Genomic DNA, 21,233 nt, shown 5'->3' with positions numbered 1-21,233 from the left:
CATGTCGGCACATCTGTCTGCCGCCATGAGCGGGACTCAGGCAGCAGACTGCGCACCAAAACAGGGGTTTGCGGGAAGCGCCTGCTTGGTACCCTGTGCCGTATGCCCATCAAACTTGAAAACGTCGGCATCGCCGTCAGCGATCTGGAAGCAACAATCGCGTTCTTCACCGACCTCGGCCTCACCGTCCTGGGCCGGGACACGGTCAGCGGCGACTGGGCAGACACGGCTGTGGGCCTGGACGGCAACCACGCCAAAATTGCCCTCCTCCAGACCCCGGACGGCAACGGCCGCCTCGAACTGTTCGAATACATCCACCCCGATGCAATCCCCACAGAGCCCACCCTGCCCAACGAAATCGGCATGCATCGAGTGGCCTTCTCCGTTGACAGCATCGAGGATGCCCTTGGCATTGCTGCCAGGCACGGCTGCCACCCGCTGCGCGGCGTCGCAACGTATGGCGACGTCTACAAACTCTCCTATGTGCGCGGCCCAAGCGGAATCATTGTGATGTTCGCCGAGGAACTGCAGAAGGGCTGAGGACGCCCGGCGCCCTGCAATATACTCCGAACATGCCCATCACGCACCCTGCCCCAAATCCCCACCGCCGCAATAGCACACTGCGCGGAGGCCGGCTGTGAGCGGCGGTCTCGTCGCCCTGCTCGATGACGTGGCAGCGCTGGCCCGGATCGCGGCCGCCTCGGTGGACGACGTCGCGGCCGGCGCCGCAAAGGCCGGAGCCAAGGCCGCGGGCGTGGTCATCGACGACGCCGCCGTCACCCCGCAGTACGTCTCAGGTGCGGACCCGGCCCGGGAACTGCCAATGATCAAGAAGATCTTCTGGGGCTCGATTCGCAACAAGCTCTTGATCATCCTCCCGGCCCTGCTGCTCATCAGTGCGTTCGTTCCCGGGATCATCCCCTTCATCCTCATGCTCGGCGGTACCTACCTCTGCTATGAAGGAGCGGAGAAGGTCTGGCACAAGTTCCGTGGCGGCCATCATGACGCCGGGGAGGCTCCGGCCGTGGAGCGCGGGCACGATGCCGAGGCAAAAGTGGTCAAGGGCGCCATCACCACCGACTTCATCCTGTCCTGCGAAATCATGGTCATCTCCATGAATGAGGTGGCAACGGAATCCATTTGGGTCCGGGCGTTCATTCTGGTGCTGGTGGCGTTTGCCATCACGGTGCTGGTTTACGGTGCGGTGGCCCTCATCGTCAAAATGGACGATATCGGGCTGCACCTGATGGACAAGGACTCGTCACGTTCAAAGCGCATCGGTGAACTGCTCGTCAGGGGGATGCCGGCCGTCCTGGCGGCCATCACGTTCGTCGGCACGATTGCCATGCTGTGGGTTGGCGGCCACATCATGCTGCAGGGGGCCCACGATCTCGGCTGGCACGCACCCTACGACCTCGTCCACGCCCTGGAGCACCCGGTGGAATCCGTTCCAGCCGTCGGCGGCCTCCTCGCGTGGCTCGTCAACACTTTGTGCTCGGCGGTACTGGGACTTGCCTGGGGCCTGGTGGTCCTGGCCGTCGTGGGCCCGCTGATGAAAGTGCTGCCGTTTGGCAAGGCCAAAGAAGCCAAGGACGGTCATGACGCGGCCGCCCGCCGGCAGTCGGAGAATCACCAGGGCTGACGCCGCGCGGCGAACAACAGCCTCCGCTAGAACGCGTAGCGGATCCGGCAGTACGGCGCTATGTCGGCGACGAGTGTGGAGAGCTGCCGCACGTAACCGGCCTTCGCCCGGGCGCGGTACCTGACGTTGCTGAAGCCGTTCGACGAGACCTTGGCTTCCTGCAGGCCGGGACGCCACAGCACCTCCTCTGCCTGTGGGTGCCAGCCAAGGTTGACGTTGTGCAGCTGCTCATTATGGGTGAGGAAGATGACCTCCGCCGCCAGTTGGGCTTTGGCTTCGGAGGTCAGGGTTGCGTCGAGTTGGCGCAGCAGTTGTTCCCAGTCCGCAAGCCAGGTATCCGTGATGATGACCGGGGAGAAATTCACGTGCACTTCGTAGCCGGCTGCAACAAAATCGTTGATGGCGGCCATCCTGTCGGCAACCGGCGATGTGCGGACATCGATGGACTTTGCCAGGTCCGCGGGCATCAATGAAAAGCGGATCCTGGTGTGGCCGCCATGGTCCCATTCCAGCATCGCGGGGTTGACGAACTTCGTGGCGAAGGACAGCTTGGCGTTGGGCAGTTCGCGGAACAACGCGACCAGCTCTTCCACGTTGTCGCTGATCAGGGCGTCTACGGAGCAGTCGCTGTTTTCTCCGATGTCATAGACCCAGAGCTCAGCGTCGCACTGGTTGGGCTCCAGCTTGATCCCCTGGCGGGCGGCATGCCGTTCGATGGCTCCGGCGATCTGGCCGATGTTGGCGAACACGGTGACCGGGTTGCTGTAGCCCTTGTGGCGGGGAACATAGCAGTAGGCGCACGCCATGGCACACCCGTTGGCGGTCGAGGGTGCGATGAAGTCCGCCGAACGCCCGTTGGGCTTGACGGCCAGCGACTTCTTCACGCCGAGGACCAGCGCCTCCGTCTTGATCCGTGACCACCGCGGGACGTTCGTTTCGTCACCGTGGACGTCCGGAATGTTCCAATGGTTCTCCACCAGCACAACGTCGGCATCCGGCCAGCGTGCCACGATCTCCTGGCCACGGGGCAGCTCCAAAGCTTCAGGCTGGGCATAGATGCGGCGGACCTGGAGGAGACGGTCAAATTCCATGCACCCCATTCTCCATGGGTGCAGGAAGCCGGCATCCGCACGCCACGGCCGGTGCCGGCACCGATAATCCACTGGCCCGGACGTTGAAATTGCGGTGGCCCGCTGGACGGTAGACTGGACTGTGCCGTTCGCCGGCCGTTTACCGCCCCGCCCAACCACAGACGCTCCGGGCCGCGGCTTATCCCTGTTTGTGAAAGGCCTTACCTGCTGTGATTACTGTCCAGGATCTTGAACTGCGTGCCGGCGCCCGGCTCCTCATGGACCAGGTGAGCTTCCGCATCGACAAAGGGGACAAGATCGGCCTGGTGGGCCGGAACGGGGCCGGCAAGACCACGCTGACCCGCGTCCTTGCAGGGGAGGGGCTTCCGGCTGCCGGCAAGGTCACCCGCAGCGGCGAAATCGGCTACCTTCCCCAGGATCCGCGGACCCCTGACATGGAACAGCTGGCCCGGGACCGGATCCTCTCTGCCCGTGGCCTCGATATCGTCGTCGGCAAACTCCGCAAGGCGCACGATGAGATGGCCAGCGAGGACCCCGAGGTCCAGCGGAAGGCCATGAACCGCTACGACCGGCTGGAATCGGAGTTCCTGGCCGCGGGCGGCTACGCGGCCGAGGCTGAAGCGGCGTCGATCTGTTCCAACCTCGCCCTCCCCGACCGCCTGCTGAACCAGCCGCTGAAGACGCTCTCCGGCGGGCAGCGGCGCCGCGTGGAGCTGGCCCGCATCCTGTACTCCGATGCCGAGACGATGCTGCTGGACGAGCCCACCAACCACCTCGACGCCGACTCCATCGCCTGGCTGCGTGACTTCCTGAAGAACCATCAGGGCGGCCTGATCGTCATCAGCCACGACACGGACCTGCTGGAAGCCACCGTCAACAAGGTGTTCCTGCTGGACGCCAACCGTGCCCAGATCGACTTCTACAACATGGACTGGAAGCGCTACCTCCAGCAGCGCGAGACGGATGAGCGCGCCCGCAAGCGTGAACGCGCCAATGCCGAAAAGAAGGCACAGGTCCTCATGGACCAGGCCAACAAGATGCGGGCCAAGGCCACCAAGGCCGTCGCCGCGCAGAACATGGCCAAGCGTGCCGAACGGCTGCTCAGCGGCCTGGAAGCGGTCCGCGAGCAGGACCGCGTGGCAGCGCTTCGTTTCCCCGATCCGTCGCCCTGCGGCAAGACCCCGCTCACCGCGGACGGGCTCAGCAAATCCTACGGTTCGCTGGAAATCTTCACCGACGTGGACCTGGCGATCGACCGCGGTTCCAAGGTGGTCATCCTGGGGCTCAACGGCGCCGGCAAGACCACCCTGCTGCGCATGCTCGCCGGCGTGGACGCACCGGACACCGGCGAGGTCATCCCAGGCCACGGGCTCAAGGTGGGCTACTACGCCCAGGAACACGAAACCTTGGACCACGACCGCACCGTGCTGGAGAACATGCGCTCCTCCGCGCCGGACATGAAGGACGCCGAGGTCCGCGGCATCCTGGGCTCGTTCCTGTTCTCCGGCGACGACGTCGACAAGCCCGCCGGCGTCCTCTCCGGCGGAGAGAAGACCCGCCTGGCCCTGGCCACCATCGTGGCTTCCAGCGCCAACGTCCTGCTCCTCGATGAACCTACCAACAACCTGGACCCCGCCAGCCGCGCCGAAATCCTGGGCGCCCTGCGGAACTACACCGGCGCCGTCGTCCTGGTCAGCCACGACGAGGGCGCGGTGGAGGCCCTCAACCCCGAACGCGTCGTCATGCTCCCGGACGGTGTGGAGGACCTCTGGAACGAGGACTACCTGGACCTGATCACCCTGGCCTAGCGGACGGTCAGCTCCCGGGCCGCGGTCATGCGGAGCAGCTGCTGGTAGGTGATGCTGAACATGGAGTTATGGTCGCCTGCTCCGGCCCAGAGCACTTCGTGTTCCCGCAGGCTGGTATCCAGGAGGCTCCTGATGGGCCTGGGTGGCCCACCGGTGCCACGCCGCCCACCTGCTGGCCCGTGTGTTCCAGGACAAAGTCTGGGGAGGCCCGGCGGATCCTGCCGTGGCCCAGCTGCCCGGACACCAGCTTCGTGTCCACCCGCGCCGCGCCGCTGGCGAGGATCAGCAGCGGCCGGCCGTCCAGCTCAAAAACCAGGCTGTTGGTAATGGCCGCAACGTCGCACCCCAGCGCTTCCGCCGCTGCCAGGGCGGTGGGGACGCCGGCAGCAAAATTCCGCACCGTATCCGGTAACCCTGCTTCGAGCAGTGCCGAGCGCACCAAGGCGACCGGGCCGGCGTCGTACCCGCTCATTCTTAGAACCCCTGCGCGTCCAGGAGGGCGTCTTCTTCTTCCTCGGCCGTCGCTTTGGTGCGCTTCCGCGCTGGTGCCGGCCGACGGCGGGCGGCCGGGACGGCGGAGTGGACGGCCCCGTCGGCGGGCGTCTCCTCATCCTCGGCGTCAATCGCGGCGTTGCGCGCCTGCTGCCGCGCCGCATAGCCAAAGCCGACGAACATGAGCACGCCGAACGCGAACCACTGCAGGGAGTAGGACAGGTGCGTCCCCTCGTCCGTGGACGGCTTGGGGAACGCCACGGGCATGTCGGCAACAGCGGGCGTTTCCGAGGCCAGCTGGCCGTACGCGCCCGTGAACACCGGATAGCCCAGTTGCGCCGCATAAGTTTGCAGGTCGATGGACGCCAATTGTCCCGTGGGTGCCCCGCGCTGCAGCTCGGGCTCGCTGTGCTTCAAGCGCACGACGGCGGTCACCTCACCGGCCGGGGGCGCCGGCACCGAATCCGGACTGCCGGGATTCTTGTTTCCGATGGGCAGCCAACCCCGGTCGATCACCACGGTTTCGCCGCTGTCCAGCCGGAACGGGACAACAACCTCGTACCCCGGCTGGCCGTTGAGGGGCCGGTTCCTCACCACGCGCTGGCCGGCAGCATCGTAGGTTCCCTTGAGCTCAACCTGGGTCCATTCCTTGGCCGGGTCCAGCTGCGCGAACTGGTCCTTCGCCTGGGAGAAAGGGATGGGGGTTGCCGAATAGTTGTTGACGACCCTGTTGATTTCGGCAAGGGTTTCGGCGCGGCGGTCCATCTGCCAGCGGCCCAGGAAGACGCAGGCCGTGGCAAAGATGGCGGCCAGCAGGAGATAGCCCAGCCACTTGCTGGAGAAGAGGAAGCGGTACATTCAGATGTCCTGCTCCAGGGGGACCGCGTCCGACTGCAGGGGAAGGGTCTCCTTCCAGAGTCCCCGCGTTTGCAGATAGTCCTCAAGCCATACCCGGTGCTCCGCGCAGGCCAGCCAGGTCTTCCGCCGCTCGGGAGCGTGGATCTTGGGATTGTTCCAGAGGAGTTGCCAGGACGCTTCGGACCTGCAGGCCTTCCGCGAGCAGAGAGCCGCTGACTCCGATGGCATGTCCGATCCTGCTGCGAAATCGAAAAGGCTCATGGCGCCTGCCGCTCCTCTCCCTGTTCCTCGTCGTCTGCTACCAGTTCGCCCTGGAGCACCGCGCTCCCTGCTTCTTCGTCCTCGGCCGGGGGAGCCGGGCTTTCGAGCTCCGCCAGGGGCGCGGAATCGATCAGCAGGTCGCTGTGCCCTTCGGCCTTGTCGTTGCCGTTGGCTATGACCACGGCCACCCAGGGAAGGAACACCGCGCCGGCCACCGCAATGATCTTGAACCAGCCGTCCACCACGAAAATCATGACCAGGCAAACCATGCGGATGCCCATTGCCAGGGCGTACTTGATCATCCGCTGTCGCATGTCCTCCGAGTGCGCTCCAGCAGCTTCGGTAATGCTGTGTACCTCGGTATCGCCGGAGAACCGGCCCGGTTCTCCGGGCGCGGAATGTCCCGCATGGTTTTCAAGGGTCACGGTGAATAATCACGCTCCAAAGGCTTCCCTCAATTCTCGCACCATCGGCAGTGCTGCCCAAACCCGTACCGGGGCTGCCGCTAAGATCAGAGGCAGCCCAAACCACTCACTGCAACCGCGGCCCAGCCTGCCGCAGAAAACCGGAGCCCTCTATGACTGAAGCAGTTTCCGCAGCCCGCAGCGTCCTGATCACCGGCGGAAACCGCGGTATCGGCCTGGCAATCGCACAGGCATTCCTGGCCAACGGCGACAAAGTGGCCGTGACCTACCGCAGTGAATCGCAGCTGCCGGAGGGAATCCTCGGGGTCAAGGCCGACGTGACCGACGAGGCCTCCGTGGACGCAGCCTTCAAGGAAGTGGAAGCCGCCCACGGCCCCGTCGAAGTCCTGGTGGCCAATGCCGGCATCACCAAGGACACGCTGCTGCTGCGCATGAGCGAGGACGACTTCACCTCCGTGATCGACACCAACCTCACCGGCGCGTTCCGCGTCATCAAGCGTGCGTCCAAAGGGATGATCCGGCTGCGCAAGGGCCGCGTCGTCCTGATCTCCTCGGTGTCCGGCCTGTATGGCGCTCCGGGCCAGATCAACTACTCCGCGTCCAAGGCCGGACTGGTGGGCATCGCCCGGTCCCTCACCCGCGAACTTGGTTCACGCGGCATCACCGCCAACGTGGTGGCCCCCGGTTTCATCAATACCGACATGACCGCCGAACTCCCCGAAGCAACCCAGAAGGACTACCTGGCCAGCATTCCGGCCGGCCGCTTCGCCGAAGCGTCAGAGGTTGCCAATGTGGTCCGCTGGATCGCCAGCGACGAAGCCGCCTACATCTCCGGGGCCGTCATCCCGGTGGACGGCGGCCTGGGCATGGGGCACTGACCAGCCCCGCCCACGGCCCTGCAGTGCACTAGGCCGGTGGCCCTTATTTGTCGAGGTCGGACAAAGGCATTGGGAACAGCCGCTGGCATGATGGACTGCAGGCCACAACGATTTGGATGTTTCGAACAAAGGAAGCTCGTATGGGACTGCTGGACAACAAGACGGCCATCGTCACCGGATCATCGCGGGGCATCGGCGCGGACGTAGCCAAGATCCTCGCCTCGGAAGGCGCCGCCGTCGTCGTCAATTACCGCCAGAAGGCGCCCCGCGCCAACAAAGTGGTACAGGGAATCGAGGCCGACGGCGGCCGGGCGGTAGCCGTCGGTGCCGACCTCACCACGCAGGAAGGCGTGCAGGCGCTGGCCAGCGCGGCCATGGAAAACTTCGGGTCCCTGGACATCCTGGTCCTGAACGCCTCCGGCGGCATGGAAACGGGGATGGGGGAGGACTACGCGCTCAAACTGAACCGCGACGCGCAGGTGAACATGCTCAACGCCGCCGTGCCCCTCATGCGGGAAGGCTCCCGCGTGGTGTTTGTCACCAGCCACCAGGCCCACTTCATCAACACCGTTCCCACCATGGAAGCGTACGAGCCCGTTGCCCGCAGCAAGCGCGCCGGTGAGGACGCCCTCCGGGAACTGATCCCCAACCTCGCGGAGAAGGGCATCTCCCTCGTGGTGGTCTCCGGGGACATGATCGAAGGCACCGTCACCGCCACGCTCCTGGACCGCTCCACGCCAGGTGCCATCGAGGCACGCCGCGCCGAAGCCGGGAAGCTGTACTCCGTGGAGGAATTCGCCCAGGTTGTGGCCGGTATGGCAACGGCCGACGTCGAGTCCGGCCACACCGAGTATGCCGGCGGCGCAGACTACTTCGGCAAGGGCGTCCAGTAGCCGCCCGCTGTTGTACACCTTAAATCCCTGATGGGCTCCGCCAAGCGGAGCCCATCAGTTGTTTGCAGGGACTCAGACCCCAGCGATGTAGCGGACGGCGTCCAGGTAAGGCATGTTCACTGCGGCATCCGCTACCGCCCTGACGGCCGGCTTGGCGTTGAACGCCACCCCGATGCCGGCGGCGCCGAGCATGTCCAGGTCGTTGGCGCCATCGCCTACGGCCACGGTGTGTTCCAGGGCAATGCCCTCCGCCGCGGCCCACTCGCGCAGGTACTTCTCCTTCGCGGCCCGGTCCACCACCGCGCCGAGCACCTTGCCGGTCAGCGCACCGTCCACGATTTCCAGTTCGTTGGCCTGCCAGTAGTCCAGGCCAAGGTCCGCGGCGATCGGTGCGAGGATCTGGTTGAAGCCACCGGAGACCACAGCCACCACGTGGCCTGCGGCCTTGAACGCGGCAACCAGTTCGGCGGCCCCTTCGCTGAGTTGGACTTCGTGGCGGACGGAATTGACGACGTCGGCCGGCAGCCCCGCGAGGACAGCCACCCGGGCGTGGAGGGACTGCGCGAAATCCAGTTCGCCGCGCATGGCGGCCTCGGTCACGGCGGCCACTTCTTCCCGCTTGCCGGCGTACGCGGCCAGGAGTTCGATAACCTCCTGCTGGATCAGGGTGGAATCGACGTCCATGATCAGCAGCTTCCGTTCGGCGGCGCGCAGCCCGGCCGGCACCAGGGCGGTGTCAAAACCCTCGATCGCGGCCTCTGCCACGGCCCGCCGCAGGGACGCGAGCCCGGCCGCCGTGTTGTCGGGAAAGGCGAGTTCGGCCAGGGACACCTGGTAGCGGTCATCGCCCAGGCCGGTCTCGGACAGCACCTCGGCGCCCTGTGCAGCAAGGACGGAACGCAGCTGCTCCAGCCCGTCGGGGGTCAAATTTTGGCCATAGCTGACCGCAGTAACGTTCGAAGTCATGCCTGCAATCTTATCGAGCGGCAACAAGGTCCCCTGCATTCGTTGCGCACCCGCCTTCGGGGGTTCCCGGGGACCTTCACGCCGGTTATCAGTCATCATCTTTTTTGTCCTAGTGTCTATTCCTATGAGTGATGTTCTGGAACTGGACTCCGTCAGCGTTGTCCGTGGTAAGAAGACCCTGCTGGACAAGGTCGACTGGCAGGTCAACGAGGGCGAGCGGTGGGTCATCCTTGGCCCGAACGGTGCCGGCAAAACCACCCTCCTCCAGATTGCCGCAGCACGGCTCCACCCCAGCAGCGGCACGGCCGGCATCCTTGACGAAGTCCTTGGCCGGGTGGACGTCTTCGAGCTCCGGCCACGCATTGGCCTGTCATCGGCGGCCTTGGCCACCCAGATCCCTGAGCATGAGAATGTCCTCAACGTGGTGGTCACCGCGGCGTACGGTGTCACCGGACGCTGGCGGGAAGGGTACGAGCGCGACGACGAACGGCGCGCCTTCCGGCTTTTGAACGACTGGGGCATGGGACCGCTGCTCAACCGGACCTTCGCCACCCTGTCCGAGGGGGAGCGGAAGCGCGTCCAGATCGCCCGCGCCCTGATGACCGATCCCGAGCTGCTGCTGCTGGATGAGCCGGGCGCAGGCCTGGATCTTGGGGGACGTGAAGAACTGGTGCACAAGCTTGGCGAGCTCGCCCGCGACGAGGCCGCTCCGGCCATGGTCCTGGTCACGCACCACCTCGAAGAAGTGCCCCCCGGCTTCACGCACGCCATGTTGCTCCGGGACGGAGGCGTGGTGGCCGCCGGCCCCATCACCGAGGTCCTCACCGAAGAACACCTGAGCACTACTTTCGGCCTTCCCTTGGATGTGTCCGAAAACGCGGGCCGTTACACAGCTACAGCACGCCGCTAAGCCACGCCTGCCGAACCGTTGTGGAATTTTTCAGCAGCACCATTGTGTTCGTCGCCGGCCTGTGGGCCGGCACCATCAATGCAGTAGTTGGCTCCGGGACCCTGGTCACCTTCCCGGTCCTCATCGCCCTGGGGGTGGCCCCGGTTGTAGCTTCCATGAGCAACGCCATGGGCCTCGTGGCCGGTACCGCGGCCGGTGCGTTCGGCTACCGCCGGGAGCTCGCAGGGCGGGGCCGCCAGGTGCTCCGGCTCCTGCCGGCGTCGGTCCTCGGCGGGATCACCGGGGCGTGGCTGCTGCTGCACCTGCCCGAACAGGTTTTCCACTATGTCGCTCCCGTGCTCTTGGTATTGGCGCTGCTGATGGTGGTTTTCCAGCCCAGGCTCCAGGACTGGGTCCGCAACCGCGAGGCCAATCCCGAACACGCCGTACGGGACAAGCGCCACGGGATCCTCCTGGTGGTGCTCGTGTACCTGGCCGGCGTGTACGGTGGCTATTTCGTCGCGGCACAGGGAATCCTGCTGGTAGGAATCCTCGGGGTGTTCCTCACCGGGACCATCCAGAACGCGAACGCCATGAAGAACATCCTGGTCCTCGGCGTGAACATGGTGGCCGCCATCTCCTACCTGGTCTTCGCCTTCGACCGGATCAACTGGCTGGTGGTGCTGCTGATCGCCGTCAGTTCCACCATCGGCGGCCTGATGGGATCCAAGGTGGGCCGGAAGCTCTCGCCGCGCGTCCTCCGGGCGGTCATCTTCAGCCTGGGCATCGTGGCCCTGGGCGTTATGATCGCCAACCTGCTGAAATAATCACCCGGTGACCTTCCACTACCTCGAATCCGCCGATGACCCGCGCGTAAGCGACTACACCACGCTGACCGATGTCCACTTGCGCAAGCTCCGCGAGCCTGCCGAGGGGATGTATATCGCCGAATCGTCGCGGGTGCTCCGCCGCGCGCTGGCGGCAGGCCATGCGCCGCGCTCATTCTTCCTGGCAGAGAAGTGGATGGCGGACCTCGACGACGTCTTCCAGGCCTACCCTGACGTTCCCGCGTACATTGGCTCGGCCGCCTTGCTGGAGGAAATCACCGGCTTCCACCTCCACCGCGGCGCGATGGCGGCGATGCAGCGCCCGGCCCCGGTGCCCCTGCCGGAGCTCCTCGCCGGTGCACGCCGCGTGGCCGTGCTGGAGGACATCGTGGACCACACCAACGTGGGCGCGATCTTCCGCTCTGCCGCAGCCTTGGATATTGACGCGGTGCTCGTCTCGCCGAGGTGCGGCGATCCGCTCTACCGCCGGAGCGTCCGGGTCAGTATGGGCACCGTCTTCCAGGTGCCCTGGGCGCGCCTGCAGGACTGGCCCGGGGACCTGCAGGTACTCAAGGACCACGGATTCACGGTCGCCGCGCTGGAGCTGACGCCGGACGCCGAGGACGTCGACGCCGTGGCAGCCCGCAATCCGGACAAGCTCGCCCTGGTGCTCGGCACCGAAGGTGCTGGCATGAGCGCCGGCACCCTGGCCGCCGTCGACCTCGCCGTCAAAATCCCGATGCGCAACGGCGTGGATTCCCTCAACGTGGCCGCGGCCTCAGCCGTGGCGTTCTGGGAGTTGCGCGCACGGGGGTGACCTGCACCTTCGCAGGGGCGCCGGTTCGTCAGCCCCCTCGGCTTGGTCTATGATGGATAGCTGGTTGTCCTGCTTTTTCAGCTTCGGCTGATCCGACAGATCCCAGCCATCCCATTCATACCTGGCAACTGGCAAAATCCAGTTGCGCGAACAAAGGTCCAATTATGAAGTCTGATACCCACCCGAAGTACGAAGCTGTTGTCTTCAACGACCTGGCCTCCGGCACGAAGTTCCTGACCCGCTCCACCGTGTCTTCCTCCAAGACCATCGAGTGGGAAGACGGCAACACTTACCCGGTCATCGACGTCGAAATCTCGTCCGAGTCCCACCCGTTCTACACGGGCAAGCAGCGCATCATGGACTCCGCAGGCCGCGTCGAGCGCTTCAACGCTCGCTTCAAGGGCTTCGGCGGCAAGAAGTAATTCCTTCGCCCAAGCTTGTTGCTGGACGCCCGCACCGGAAACGGTGCGGGCGTTCTGCTTTAACCGTGCACCCGTTTTTTGGGGCAGGATGGGAAGCATGAGCCAGCCCTTTCCTGCCACTGATCCTGCCGGCACCCCGCGACTGCACGGCGAATACAAGGTCCCCGGCGGCAAACTCGTCGTGGTCGACCTTTCCGTCGAGGACGGGGCTCTGGCGGAGGTCTCCGTCAGCGGCGACTTCTTCCTCGAACCCGACGAAGCCCTGGAAGACATCAACCGGGCATTGACCGGACTGCCGGAGACGACGACGGCCGCGGACCTTGCTGCTGCCGTCACGGCCGCCCTCCCGGCCGGGGCCGTCCTGTTCGGCTTTTCGGCCGACGCCGTGGCCGTGACGGTCCGCCGCGCGCTTGCCAAGGCGACCTCCTGGACGGACCACCACTGGAACGTCATTGCGCCCACGGTGCTCCCCACGGAAATCAACGTTGCCCTGGACGAGGTTCTCACCGAGGCCGTCGGAGCGGGGAAGCGGACTCCCACCCTCCGGTTCTGGGACTGGCAGGAACCGTCCGTGGTGATCGGCAGCTTCCAGTCCGTCCAGAACGAGGTGGATCCCGACGGCGTGGCCAAGCACGGCATCAACGTGGTCCGGCGGATCAGCGGCGGCGGCGCGATGTTCATGGAAGCCGGCAACTGCATCACGTACTCGCTCTACCTGCCACAGACGCTGGTGGACGGGCTGAGCTTCGCCGACTCCTACCCGTTCCTGGACGCCTGGGTCATGGCGGCACTGGAGAAGCTCGGTATCAACGCCTTCTACGTCCCCCTCAACGACATCGCCACGGATCAGGGAAAGATCGGCGGCGCCGCGCAAAAACGCCTGGCCAACGGGGGAATGCTGCACCACGTGACCATGAGCTATGACATCGACGCCGACAAGATGGTCGAGGTGCTGCGGATCGGCAAGGAAAAACTCTCTGACAAGGGCACCCGCAGCGCAAAGAAGCGCGTCGATCCGCTCCGCCGGCAGACGGGCCTTGCCCGGATGGCGATCATCGAAGCCATGATCGAGGTGTTCAGCGAGCGCTACGGGGCCGCCCCGTCACAGCTGGCCGGGCACGAGCTCGCAGCCGCCGAGGAACGCGTGGCTGCGAAATTCGGCACCGAGGAGTGGCTCTACCGCGTTCCGTAGCCTCACGGCGGTTACCCGCCGACCGATGACGAAACGCCGGCGGCCTGCGCCGTGAGCGCCCGCACCAGGTGGCTTCGCTGTTCGATGATGATCCGGCGCAGGGCTCGCGGTGCATCCCCGTTGGCCGCCAGCCAGTCATCCGTCCGCCGGACCACTGCATGCTGTTCAGGAGCCGCGCCCTGCGCCAAGTCCTGCGATGACGGGTAGAGCCCGCGCACGATCCGGCTGGCGATTTCGATGCTCCGCTCAGCCCAAACGGTCCGCAGGCAATCGAAGTACGGGCCGACGTACGGGTCAAGCAACTGTGCCGGTGCCGTGCTGAAACCATTGATGGTGGCTGACAGCAGCTGGTTGGAAAGCTCGTCTTTCTTCACGGCGGCGTCCCAGGCTGCCGCTTTCACGTGGGCTTCGGGACGGGCCGCCATCGCCGTTGCGTGGCCGGCGCGGCCGGAGGCCGTGGTGTCCCGGGCGAGTTCGGCATCGAGTTCGGTGGCGGTGGCCTGTCCGTTGGCGGCCAGCGCGTGCCACAGTTGCCAGCGCAGTTCAGCGTCGACGGCCAGGCCTGGCACGGGAGCTGAGCCGTCCAGCAGGCCGCGGAGCCGCGGGAGCAGGGCGGGATCGTGCCTGCTGAAGCCCGCCAAGGTCCGCGCCCAGGCCAGTTGCTGGTCCGAACCCGGTGTGGCCCGGTCCAGTTCGGTTGCCGCGGTGGCGAGGAAGGACGCGCGGACCGAGTCCCTGGCTGCCGGCGGGACATAGTGTTCGACGGCGGTGGCCGCGTTGTCGAGGATGTTCAACAGGACGCCGATTCCGGTCTCGGCGGGGGCAAACGCGGCTACGGCGTCCACGTAGAGCGTGGCAGGGCTTTGCGCGTCGCGGGCAGAGTTCCACAAGGCCGTCCAGCAGAGGGCGCGGGCCATGGGGTCGGTGATCCGGTCCAGGGCGGCGCGGACAGTCGCCAGGGAGTCCGGGTCCAGCCGTACCTTGGCGTACGTCAGGTCGTCATCGTTGACCAGGATGAGGGCGGGCCGTGGCTGTGCGGCAAGCTGGGGGAGTTCCGTCCTGGCGCCCGCCACGTCGGTCTCAAAGCTCTTGGTACGGACCAGCGCGCCCTCGCCGTCGAAATCGTAGGAGCCGACCCGGAGGCGGTGCGGCCGCAGCTCTTCGCGTCCGGTGGCCGGGTCCACTGCTTCCTGGACGATGGCCACCCCTGCCGGCAGGCCGTCGTCGGAACCGCCGGCGCCTACCTCAAGGGACAAGGTGGAGATCCCGGAGGTCTGCAGCCACTGGCGGGCCCAACCGGTCAAATCCCGGCCGGAAGCGGCCTGCAGGGCCTCGAGGAGATCGGCCAGCGTGGTGTTTCCATAGGCGTGGTTGCGGAAATACTCCCGCGATCCGGCGATGAAGGCGTCAAAGCCGACGTAGGCCACCAGCTGCTTCAGCACCGAGGCGCCCTTGGCGTAGGTAATGCCGTCGAAGTTCTGCTTGGCGGCTTCGAGGTCGGGGATGTCCGCCACGATCGGGTGGGTAGTGGGGAGCTGGTCCTGCACATAGGCCCAGGCCTTGCGCTTGTTGGCGAAGTTGACCCAGGCGGTGCCCCAGCCGGTGGCCTGGTCCACGCCCAGGGTGCCCATGTAGTCGGCGAACGACTCCTTGAGCCAAAGATCGTCCCACCACTGCATGGTCACCAGGTCGCCGAACCACATGTGCGCCATCTCGTGCATCAGGGTGTTGGCCCGGGCCTGGTACTGCGCATCCGTGGCGCGGGACGTGAAGACGTAGCTTTCCGTGAAGGTGACCAGGCCGGGATTTTCCATGGCGCCCAGGTTGTACTCGGGCACGAATGCCTGGTCGTACTTCCCCCAAGGGTAGGGGAAGTCGAAGAGGCGGTTGAAGAAGTCCAGGCCTGCCTTGGTGAGCCCGAACAGCGCCTCCGGGTCAAAGGACGCCGCCATGGACGCCCGGCAGTAGAGGGCGAGCGGCACGTCCAGCCGGGTGCCGTCGTCGAGCGTTGCCTCCCAGCGGTCTTCTGCCTTGAAGTAGGGGCCGGCGAGGACCGTGGTGATGTACGTGGACAGGGGCAGCGTGGTGGCGAAGTCCCACCGGGCGGTAGCCGGATCGCTGGTGAGCAGGGTGCGGTTCACCTCTGCCCCGTTGGATGCCACCTGCCAGTGGGCCGGCGCCGTCACATGGAAGGTGTAGGCGGCTTTGAGGTCCGGCTGCTCGAAGTTGGCGAAGACCCGGCGGGCGTCGGCCGGCTCGTACTGGGTGTAGAGGTAGCACTGGCCGTCGGCCGGATCCACGAAGCGGTGCATGCCTTCGCCCGAGCGGCTGTACAACGCCGTGCCGGTAACGGTCACCTGGTTCTCGGCCCGCAGGTTGTCCAGCCGGATCCGGGCGCCATCCACCACCTCCGCCACCGGCAGGCCCTTGCCGTTGAGGAACACGCTGTGCACTTCGCCGCCGATGAAATCCAGGAACGTGCTGGCGCCGGGCTCTGAAGCCGTGAAGTTGATGACGCTGCGGCTCGTGTACCCTGCGACGGCCGGATCCGCCGCTTGCCGCACATCCAGCGAGATGTCGTAACTGGTGGTGCTGATCAGGACTGAACGTTCAGCGGCTTCGCGGCGCTGCAGATTCTCATGTGACACCCGGCTATCTAATCATGGTGCCGTTTGATTGACTCAGCCCGCGATCACGAAGGCGGCTGCGAGGCCCAGCACGGCAATCAGGAGCCAGGAGGCGAGGGCCGCGAGGAGCGCCGGCCCGCCCGTGTGCAGCAGGGTGCGGATCCGCACCGCGGAGCCCAGCCCGAACAAGGCTGCGCCCAGGAGGATGTCCTGCAGGGTGGCACCGGCCTCGAGCCAGCCGGGACCCAGCCAACCCGTTGACCGGAGCGCCACCATGGCAACGAACCCCAGGACAAACAACGGCACCAGCGGCGGCCTTTTCGCGGTGGAACCGTCCGGCCCGGCCGGGGGCCGGGCGCCGCTGCGGTGGTGCGCCCCCGCCAGCGCGGCAACCGGGGCCAGCAGCAGGACCCGGGTGAGCTTGACGACGACGGCGATCGCCAGCGCCGCGGTGCCGGCGGTTTGCGCCGTGGCCACCACCTGGCCGACGTCGTGCACCGAGGCACCCGTCCAGGCGCCGAAGACGGCCGCGGAAAGCCCCAGCGGATGGGAAAGCAGGGGAAGGACACCAATGGCCAGGGTTCCGCAGAGGGTCACCAGGGCCACCGGCAGGACCGTATCCGCGTGCCGGATGCGGCGGACGGCGGCCATGGCGCCGATTGCCGAGGCGCCGCAGATGGAGAACCCGGTGGCCACCAGCAGCGATGTCACCGGCGGCAGGCGGAACAGGCGGCAGATCGCGTAGGTCCCGCCGAAGCTGGCAGCCACGACGCCCACGATCAGGACCAGCGCCGGCCAGCCCAGGCCCAGGACGTCCATGACGCTGACCTTCAGGCCCAGGACCACGATCCCGCCGCGCATCAGGTGCTTGCCGGCGAAATCCAGCCCCGGCCTGGCACGGCCGGCCGTCCACGCTCCCGATCCCGGCAGGTTGGCGGCGAGGACGCCCAGGACCACGGCAACGGTCATGGCCGGCAGGGCAGGAACCAGTCCGTGCACGAGAAACGCGGCGGCAACGGCGGCTGCCGCGGTCAGTATGCCTGCCATGAGCCGGACCAGCGGGCGACGGGAACCGCCGTGGCCCGGCGCTGGGAGGCTTCTGCTGTCTGGCACTCACCTACTGTGCCCGAAGAGGCCCGTAAAGTACGAACCGGGCCATCGGTGCCAACACGCCAGAATGGATGGCAGTAATGAATTCGAAACAAAAAGATGGTTGGCTATTGGACATGTCAGACCTATTCCAGGATTACTCCGAGGCCGCGGGCCGCACCGGGGCCTACGACGAGATGTTCGCCCCCGGCCAGCAGGCCAGGGACTCGTACGGGCAGGTGGCGGACGCCCTCCGGAAGCTCTCGCTGGCGGACGTGAGTGCGCGCGCGGACTCGATGGCCCGCACCTTCCTGGACCGCGGTGTCACGTTCGACTACGCGGGCGAGGAACGGCCCTTTCCGCTGGACATCGTTCCCCGCGTCATCCCGGCCGCCGAGTGGAGCGTCCTGGAACGCGGCGTCGCCCAGCGTGTGCGCGCCCTCGAGGCTTTCCTGAACGACGTCTACGACAAGATGACGGTGGTCTCCGACGGCGTCATCCCGCGCCAGCTCGTGACCACCAGTGCACACTTCCACCGCCAGGTCCACGGCTTTGAACCGGCCGGCGGGGTCCGGGTCCACATTTCCGGCATCGACGTCGTCCGCGACGCCGCCGGCACGTTCCGCGTCCTGGAGGACAACGTGCGTGTTCCCTCCGGCGTGAGCTATGTGCTGGAGAACCGGCGCGCGATGGCCAAGGGCCTGCCCGAAGCCTTCGGCCAGCAGCTCATCAGGCCGGTCGAGGAGTATCCCCGCCGGCTGCTCTCGGCCCTGCGCAAGACCGCGCCGGCCGGCGTCGACGACCCCACCGTCGTCGTCCTCACCCCCGGCGTGTTCAACAGCGCCTACTTCGAACACACGCTCCTGGCCGGGCTCATGGGCGTGGAACTGGTGGAAGGCCGCGACCTCATCTGCCGCGGCAACCGTGTCTACATGCGCACCACCGCGGGCGAACAGCGCGTGGACGTCATCTACAAGCGGATCGACGACGACTTCCTGGACCCGCTGCAATTCCGCTCCGATTCCATGCTCGGCTGCCCCGGCCTGGTCAACGCCGCCCGCGCCGGCGGTGTCACCATCGCCAATGCCGTGGGCAATGGCGTGGCGGACGACAAACTGGTTTACAGTTACGTCCCTGACCTGATCCGCTACTACCTCAGCGAGGAACCCATCATCGCGAACGTGGACACCTTCCGCCTCGAGGAGAAGGAGGCCAGGGAGTACACCCTGGACAACCTTGCCGAACTGGTGGTCAAGCCGGTGGACGGGTCCGGCGGCAAAGGACTGGTCATCGGCCCGGACGCTTCCATAGATGAACTGGACGCCCTCCGCCAGCGGATCATCGCAGATCCGCGCGGCTGGATCGCCCAGCCCGTGCTGCAGCTATCCACCGTTCCCACCCTCGGCGGGGACAAATTCGGTCCCCGGCACGTGGACCTGAGGCCCTTTGCCGTGAACGACGGCGAGAATGTCTGGGTGCTCCCCGGCGGGCTCACCCGGGTGGCGCTGAAGGAAGGGTCCCTGATCGTCAATTCCAGCCAGGGCGGCGGATCCAAGGACACCTGGGTCCTCGCCGATTCACCCCAGATGCCGGTGGAAACTGTTCCCCGCCAGTCGGTCACGGTCCGCGAGCGGGTCTCCGTGTGGCCCGTGGAAAGCAACTGGCGGGACCGCCAGTCGGAGCAGCAGCAGTGAGCCGCGCCGCCGTCGGGCATTTTTCTTTCAACGTTCCGGACGCGCAGGAGGTAGCCGCGAATGCTTAGCCGTATTGCCGAGTCCTTGTTTTGGATCGGCCGCTATGTGGAGCGGGCGGACGGCACCGCCCGCATCCTCGACGTGCACCTGGAGCGCCTGAACCACCTCCCGATGGAGGAACGCCGAAGCGTTGCCCAGGAACTCCTGGCGGTAATGGGAGCCCGGCCGCAAAGCGAAGACTTTGGCCTGCCCGAACTGCTGCACGCCCTGGCCTACGACAAGACGAGCGCCACGTCCATCGCCGGGTCCCTCGGGGCAGCCCGGGAAAACGCCCGCCGTGCAAGGGAAACCGTCTCGTCCGGTTTGTGGGAGAGCCTGAACACCACATACTACGGGCTCAGCCAGCACCGCAAGGATGTGGTGGGCACCTACCGCTTCTGCAACTGGACCCTGGAGCGGACGGCCATGGTCAGCGGCCTGGCCGACACCACGGTCAGCCACGACGAAAGCTGGCTCTTCCTGGTCCTGGGCCGATCCCTGGAACGCGCCGACATGACGGCCCGGATGCTCTCGACCCGCGACGTGCTCTCTGCGGGCATGTCCTGGGTCAACATGCTCCGCTGCGCCGGTGCGTACGAATCGTTCCTGCGGACCCGGCGGGCAGCGTTCGGCGACCAGCACGCGGCCGAATTCCTGCTCCTGGACCGGTTGTTCCCGCGGTCGATTGTCTACGCGCTGCGCGACGCCGACGAGTGCCTTGCCAAGTTGGATCCGTCCGCGCAGCGGGTTGGCTTCATCAACGACGCCCGCCGCATCGTTGGCCAGGCCCGGACCTTCCTCGAGTTCCACCGGACGGATGACCTCATGTCCGAACTGCCAGAGCACATGGAGCGGGTGCAGAAGGCGGTGTCCCAGGCCTCGGATGCCATTTCCCGTAAGTACTTCAATCAGGCGGACGAACTTGCCTGGGTGGGAGAAGTGTCATGACCCGGTTGAGCATCGTCCACAGGACGGCCTACAAATACAACAAGCGGGTGACGCTGTCCTACAACGAAGCCCGGATGACGCCGCTGACGGACTCCCAGCAGGTAGTGCTGGAATCCGTGGTCAAGGTGTCCCCGTCCCAGGCAGCCGTCAGCACCTACCGTGACTACTGGGGCACCCGGGTGACGGCCTTTGACATGCAGATGCCGCACGACCACCTCGAAGTGGTCTCCAACATCACCGTGGAGGTGCACCGGGCGGAAAAGATCCCCACCGAGGCGGATATCGTGGGCTGGGACGTCCTGGCGTCGCCGGACACCCTGAACACGTTCAGCGACTGGCTGCCGCAGTCCCGGCTGAGCGGCCCCGGTGAGGAAGTCCTGGGCATCGTTCCCGGCGTGGTGGCCGGCAAGAACCCGCACGAGGCGGCCATGGCGGTCTTTGCCTGGATGCGGGGCGAGATGACGTATATGTCCGGCTCCACCGCCGTCACCACCAATGCGGAAGAGGCTTGGGGCCAGCGCCAGGGTGTCTGCCAGGACTTGGCCCACCTTGCCATCGGTGCACTGCGGAGCTGCGGCATTCCGGCCCGGTATGTTTCCGGCTACCTGCACCCGCGGTCCAGTGCCGGGATCGGCGAAACCGTGGCCGGGCAGTCGCACGCCTGGCTGGAATGGTGGGACGGGGACTGGCGCAGCTGGGACCCCACCAACCACAAACCGGCCGGGGACTTCCACGTCACGGTGGCGCGTGGCCGGGACTACCGCGACGTGCCTCCGCTGAAGGGCATCCTGTCCGGCGGTGGCGGGTCCGCCCTCAACGTAAGCGTCGAGATCACCCAGCTCGCCTGACCACGGCGCCCTCGGCCCTCGCGGCCGGGGGAGGTGGCGGCGTCGTCCTATTCCGGTGCTGACCTGGCAGAACTGCTGATCTGCGTCCACCAGGTCATCGGATCGGTGACTTTGAAGCGGCGCCCGGTCATGGACTCCGGGGTGACGCGCACGAACGCATCCTTGCGTCCTGCCTGCCAGGGGAACAGGTAGAGGCGGGAGGTATCGAGGACCTCCTCGGTGCTGGTGACCAGTGCGGCGGTCCCCTTGATCACCACGCTCCACGCCAGGCCAGTGGCCGGGTCCACGCCGTCTGCCTCCACGGCGACGGCGGCGTCCTCACCGGTTGCGGCGGAGAGCTTGGTGCCCTGGCCGGTGCGGAACACCAGGGTGCCCCCGTCCACTGTGTAGTTGACCGGAAAAATGTCCGGCCGCCCGTCCACCAGTACCGCGAGCCTGCCCACGGAGACGGTCCGCAGCAATGCCCAGCAATCGTGGTGTTCCAGGTTCTCCACTTGGGTTGATGACTCGTTGCTCATGCCGTGAGC

The 21,233-nt window shown here is 66.3% G+C and carries 21 protein-coding genes and 1 pseudogene; 13 read left to right on the top strand and 9 right to left on the bottom strand.

The features are described from left to right. Window positions 1-102: 102 nt before the first annotated feature. Both DC347_RS04945 and DC347_RS04940 read left to right on the top strand, forming a co-directional pair. On the top strand, window positions 103-540 hold the full coding sequence (locus DC347_RS04945) for a VOC family protein (protein WP_018761289.1): 438 nt from the start codon (window positions 103-105) through the stop codon (window positions 538-540). A gap of 97 nt (window positions 541-637) precedes the next feature. Further along, on the top strand, window positions 638-1,642 hold the full coding sequence (locus DC347_RS04940) for a DUF808 domain-containing protein (RefSeq protein ID WP_018761290.1): 1,005 nt from the start codon (window positions 638-640) through the stop codon (window positions 1,640-1,642). A 26-nt stretch (window positions 1,643-1,668) separates the two neighbouring features. Here DC347_RS04940 and DC347_RS04935 read toward each other — a convergent pair whose 3' ends face one another. Next, window positions 1,669-2,733 carry a spore photoproduct lyase family protein gene (locus DC347_RS04935; RefSeq protein WP_109044613.1) on the bottom strand — a complete coding sequence of 355 codons (1,065 nt, stop codon included), beginning with the start codon at window positions 2,731-2,733 and terminating at the stop codon, window positions 1,669-1,671. 209 nt (window positions 2,734-2,942) lie between these two features. Here DC347_RS04935 and DC347_RS04930 point away from each other — a divergent pair, with 209 nt between their 5' ends. Next, window positions 2,943-4,541: an ABC-F family ATP-binding cassette domain-containing protein gene (locus DC347_RS04930; protein ID WP_018761292.1), complete on the top strand. Its 1,599-nt coding sequence runs from the start codon at window positions 2,943-2,945 to the stop codon at window positions 4,539-4,541. Here DC347_RS04930 and DC347_RS04925 read toward each other — a convergent pair. From DC347_RS04925 to DC347_RS04910, 4 genes and pseudogenes are all read right to left on the bottom strand, one after another. Continuing rightward, a pseudogene (locus tag DC347_RS04925) lies at window positions 4,538-5,013 on the bottom strand (YbaK/EbsC family protein). The gene DC347_RS04930 and the pseudogene DC347_RS04925 overlap by 4 nt on opposite strands. Before the next feature lie 2 nt (window positions 5,014-5,015). Continuing rightward, a complete protein-coding gene (locus DC347_RS04920) occupies window positions 5,016-5,891 on the bottom strand; it encodes an SURF1 family protein (protein WP_018761294.1) in 876 nt (291 codons plus the stop codon). Beyond that, entirely contained in the window at window positions 5,892-6,152 is a 261-nt protein-coding gene (locus tag DC347_RS04915; protein WP_109044612.1) for a hypothetical protein, read from the bottom strand. It lies immediately after the preceding gene. Then, window positions 6,149-6,577 (bottom strand): DUF3099 domain-containing protein, encoded by a 429-nt coding sequence (locus DC347_RS04910; protein WP_018761296.1) that lies wholly within the window; start codon window positions 6,575-6,577, stop codon window positions 6,149-6,151. Before DC347_RS04910 ends, DC347_RS04915 begins: the two co-directional genes overlap by 4 nt. A gap of 152 nt (window positions 6,578-6,729) precedes the next feature. Between DC347_RS04910 and DC347_RS04905 the strand changes: the two genes are divergently transcribed. Next, window positions 6,730-7,455, top strand: a complete 726-nt coding sequence (locus DC347_RS04905) for a beta-ketoacyl-ACP reductase (RefSeq protein WP_109044611.1) — start codon at window positions 6,730-6,732, stop codon at window positions 7,453-7,455. Between the two features lie 140 nt (window positions 7,456-7,595). Continuing rightward, entirely contained in the window at window positions 7,596-8,348 is a 753-nt protein-coding gene (locus tag DC347_RS04900) for an SDR family oxidoreductase (RefSeq protein WP_109044610.1), read from the top strand. A 72-nt stretch (window positions 8,349-8,420) separates the two neighbouring features. Here DC347_RS04900 and serB read toward each other — a convergent pair whose 3' ends face one another. After that, window positions 8,421-9,314, bottom strand: a complete 894-nt coding sequence (gene serB, locus DC347_RS04895) for a phosphoserine phosphatase SerB (RefSeq protein ID WP_109044702.1) — start codon at window positions 9,312-9,314, stop codon at window positions 8,421-8,423. A 124-nt stretch (window positions 9,315-9,438) separates the two neighbouring features. Here serB and DC347_RS04890 point away from each other — a divergent pair, with 124 nt between their 5' ends. The 5 genes from DC347_RS04890 (at window position 9,439) to DC347_RS04870 (ending at window position 13,461) form a co-directional block, all read left to right on the top strand. Beyond that, the gene (locus tag DC347_RS04890) at window positions 9,439-10,224 is read left to right on the top strand and encodes an ABC transporter ATP-binding protein (RefSeq protein ID WP_018761300.1); all 786 of its coding nucleotides are present in this window, start codon (window positions 9,439-9,441) and stop codon (window positions 10,222-10,224) included. Window positions 10,225-10,244: 20 nt separating this feature from the next. Continuing rightward, entirely contained in the window at window positions 10,245-11,030 is a 786-nt protein-coding gene (locus tag DC347_RS04885; protein WP_109044609.1) for a sulfite exporter TauE/SafE family protein, read from the top strand. Window positions 11,031-11,037: 7 nt separating this feature from the next. Further along, the gene (locus DC347_RS04880; protein WP_018761302.1) at window positions 11,038-11,847 is read left to right on the top strand and encodes an RNA methyltransferase; all 810 of its coding nucleotides are present in this window, start codon (window positions 11,038-11,040) and stop codon (window positions 11,845-11,847) included. A 164-nt stretch (window positions 11,848-12,011) separates the two neighbouring features. Beyond that, entirely contained in the window at window positions 12,012-12,269 is a 258-nt protein-coding gene (locus tag DC347_RS04875) for a type B 50S ribosomal protein L31 (protein WP_018761303.1), read from the top strand. A 97-nt stretch (window positions 12,270-12,366) separates the two neighbouring features. Then, window positions 12,367-13,461 (top strand): biotin/lipoate A/B protein ligase family protein, encoded by a 1,095-nt coding sequence (locus DC347_RS04870; RefSeq protein WP_206073883.1) that lies wholly within the window; start codon window positions 12,367-12,369, stop codon window positions 13,459-13,461. 11 nt (window positions 13,462-13,472) lie between these two features. Here the strand turns inward: DC347_RS04870 and pepN are convergent, their stop codons facing one another. Together pepN and DC347_RS04860 are read right to left on the bottom strand one after the other, a co-directional pair. Continuing rightward, window positions 13,473-16,109 (bottom strand): aminopeptidase N, encoded by a 2,637-nt coding sequence (gene pepN, locus DC347_RS04865; protein WP_109044607.1) that lies wholly within the window; start codon window positions 16,107-16,109, stop codon window positions 13,473-13,475. Window positions 16,110-16,142: 33 nt separating this feature from the next. Continuing rightward, a complete protein-coding gene (locus DC347_RS04860) occupies window positions 16,143-17,135 on the bottom strand; it encodes a YeiH family protein (protein WP_109044606.1) in 993 nt (330 codons plus the stop codon). 179 nt (window positions 17,136-17,314) lie between these two features. On the opposite strand from DC347_RS04860, the gene DC347_RS04855 reads away from it, so the two are divergent. From DC347_RS04855 to DC347_RS04845, 3 genes are read left to right on the top strand one after another with little or no spacing between them, the layout of a single operon-like run. After that, window positions 17,315-18,871, top strand: coding sequence for a circularly permuted type 2 ATP-grasp protein (locus DC347_RS04855; RefSeq protein ID WP_109044605.1), 1,557 nt, complete (start codon window positions 17,315-17,317; stop codon window positions 18,869-18,871). Window positions 18,872-18,931: 60 nt separating this feature from the next. Continuing rightward, the gene (locus tag DC347_RS04850) at window positions 18,932-19,858 is read left to right on the top strand and encodes an alpha-E domain-containing protein (protein WP_018761308.1); all 927 of its coding nucleotides are present in this window, start codon (window positions 18,932-18,934) and stop codon (window positions 19,856-19,858) included. Then, complete coding sequence (locus tag DC347_RS04845; protein WP_109044604.1) at window positions 19,855-20,706, top strand: transglutaminase family protein; 852 nt, start codon at window positions 19,855-19,857, stop codon at window positions 20,704-20,706. Before DC347_RS04850 ends, DC347_RS04845 begins: the two co-directional genes overlap by 4 nt. A gap of 47 nt (window positions 20,707-20,753) precedes the next feature. Here DC347_RS04845 and DC347_RS04840 read toward each other — a convergent pair whose 3' ends face one another. Further along, window positions 20,754-21,224: a pyridoxamine 5'-phosphate oxidase family protein gene (locus DC347_RS04840; protein ID WP_026264461.1), complete on the bottom strand. Its 471-nt coding sequence runs from the start codon at window positions 21,222-21,224 to the stop codon at window positions 20,754-20,756. Window positions 21,225-21,233 lie beyond the last annotated feature (9 nt).

This window comes from Pseudarthrobacter sp. AG30 (genome assembly GCF_003116525.1).
Taxonomy (GTDB): Bacteria; Actinomycetota; Actinomycetes; order Actinomycetales; family Micrococcaceae; genus Arthrobacter.
This window is presented reverse-complemented; position numbering and strand designations above follow the sequence as displayed.

What these genes read in the sequence shown, in the direction of transcription:
- DC347_RS04945 (WP_018761289.1), top strand. Translation starts at nt 103, where the DNA reads ATGCCCATCAAACTTGAAAACGTCGGCATCGCCGTCAGCGATCTGGAA.
- DC347_RS04935 (WP_109044613.1), bottom strand. Translation starts at nt 2,733, where the DNA reads ATGGAATTTGACCGTCTCCTCCAGGTCCGCCGCATCTATGCCCAGCCT.
- DC347_RS04920 (WP_018761294.1), bottom strand. Translation starts at nt 5,891, where the DNA reads ATGTACCGCTTCCTCTTCTCCAGCAAGTGGCTGGGCTATCTCCTGCTG.
- DC347_RS04915 (WP_109044612.1), bottom strand. Translation starts at nt 6,152, where the DNA reads ATGAGCCTTTTCGATTTCGCAGCAGGATCGGACATGCCATCGGAGTCA.
- DC347_RS04905 (WP_109044611.1), top strand. Translation starts at nt 6,730, where the DNA reads ATGACTGAAGCAGTTTCCGCAGCCCGCAGCGTCCTGATCACCGGCGGA.
- DC347_RS04900 (WP_109044610.1), top strand. Translation starts at nt 7,596, where the DNA reads ATGGGACTGCTGGACAACAAGACGGCCATCGTCACCGGATCATCGCGG.
- serB (WP_109044702.1), bottom strand. Translation starts at nt 9,314, where the DNA reads ATGACTTCGAACGTTACTGCGGTCAGCTATGGCCAAAATTTGACCCCC.
- DC347_RS04890 (WP_018761300.1), top strand. Translation starts at nt 9,439, where the DNA reads ATGAGTGATGTTCTGGAACTGGACTCCGTCAGCGTTGTCCGTGGTAAG.
- DC347_RS04875 (WP_018761303.1), top strand. Translation starts at nt 12,012, where the DNA reads ATGAAGTCTGATACCCACCCGAAGTACGAAGCTGTTGTCTTCAACGAC.
- DC347_RS04870 (WP_206073883.1), top strand. Translation starts at nt 12,367, where the DNA reads ATGAGCCAGCCCTTTCCTGCCACTGATCCTGCCGGCACCCCGCGACTG.
- DC347_RS04860 (WP_109044606.1), bottom strand. Translation starts at nt 17,135, where the DNA reads ATGGCAGGCATACTGACCGCGGCAGCCGCCGTTGCCGCCGCGTTTCTC.
- DC347_RS04855 (WP_109044605.1), top strand. Translation starts at nt 17,315, where the DNA reads ATGTCAGACCTATTCCAGGATTACTCCGAGGCCGCGGGCCGCACCGGG.
- DC347_RS04850 (WP_018761308.1), top strand. Translation starts at nt 18,932, where the DNA reads ATGCTTAGCCGTATTGCCGAGTCCTTGTTTTGGATCGGCCGCTATGTG.
- DC347_RS04845 (WP_109044604.1), top strand. Translation starts at nt 19,855, where the DNA reads ATGACCCGGTTGAGCATCGTCCACAGGACGGCCTACAAATACAACAAG.
- DC347_RS04840 (WP_026264461.1), bottom strand. Translation starts at nt 21,224, where the DNA reads ATGAGCAACGAGTCATCAACCCAAGTGGAGAACCTGGAACACCACGAT.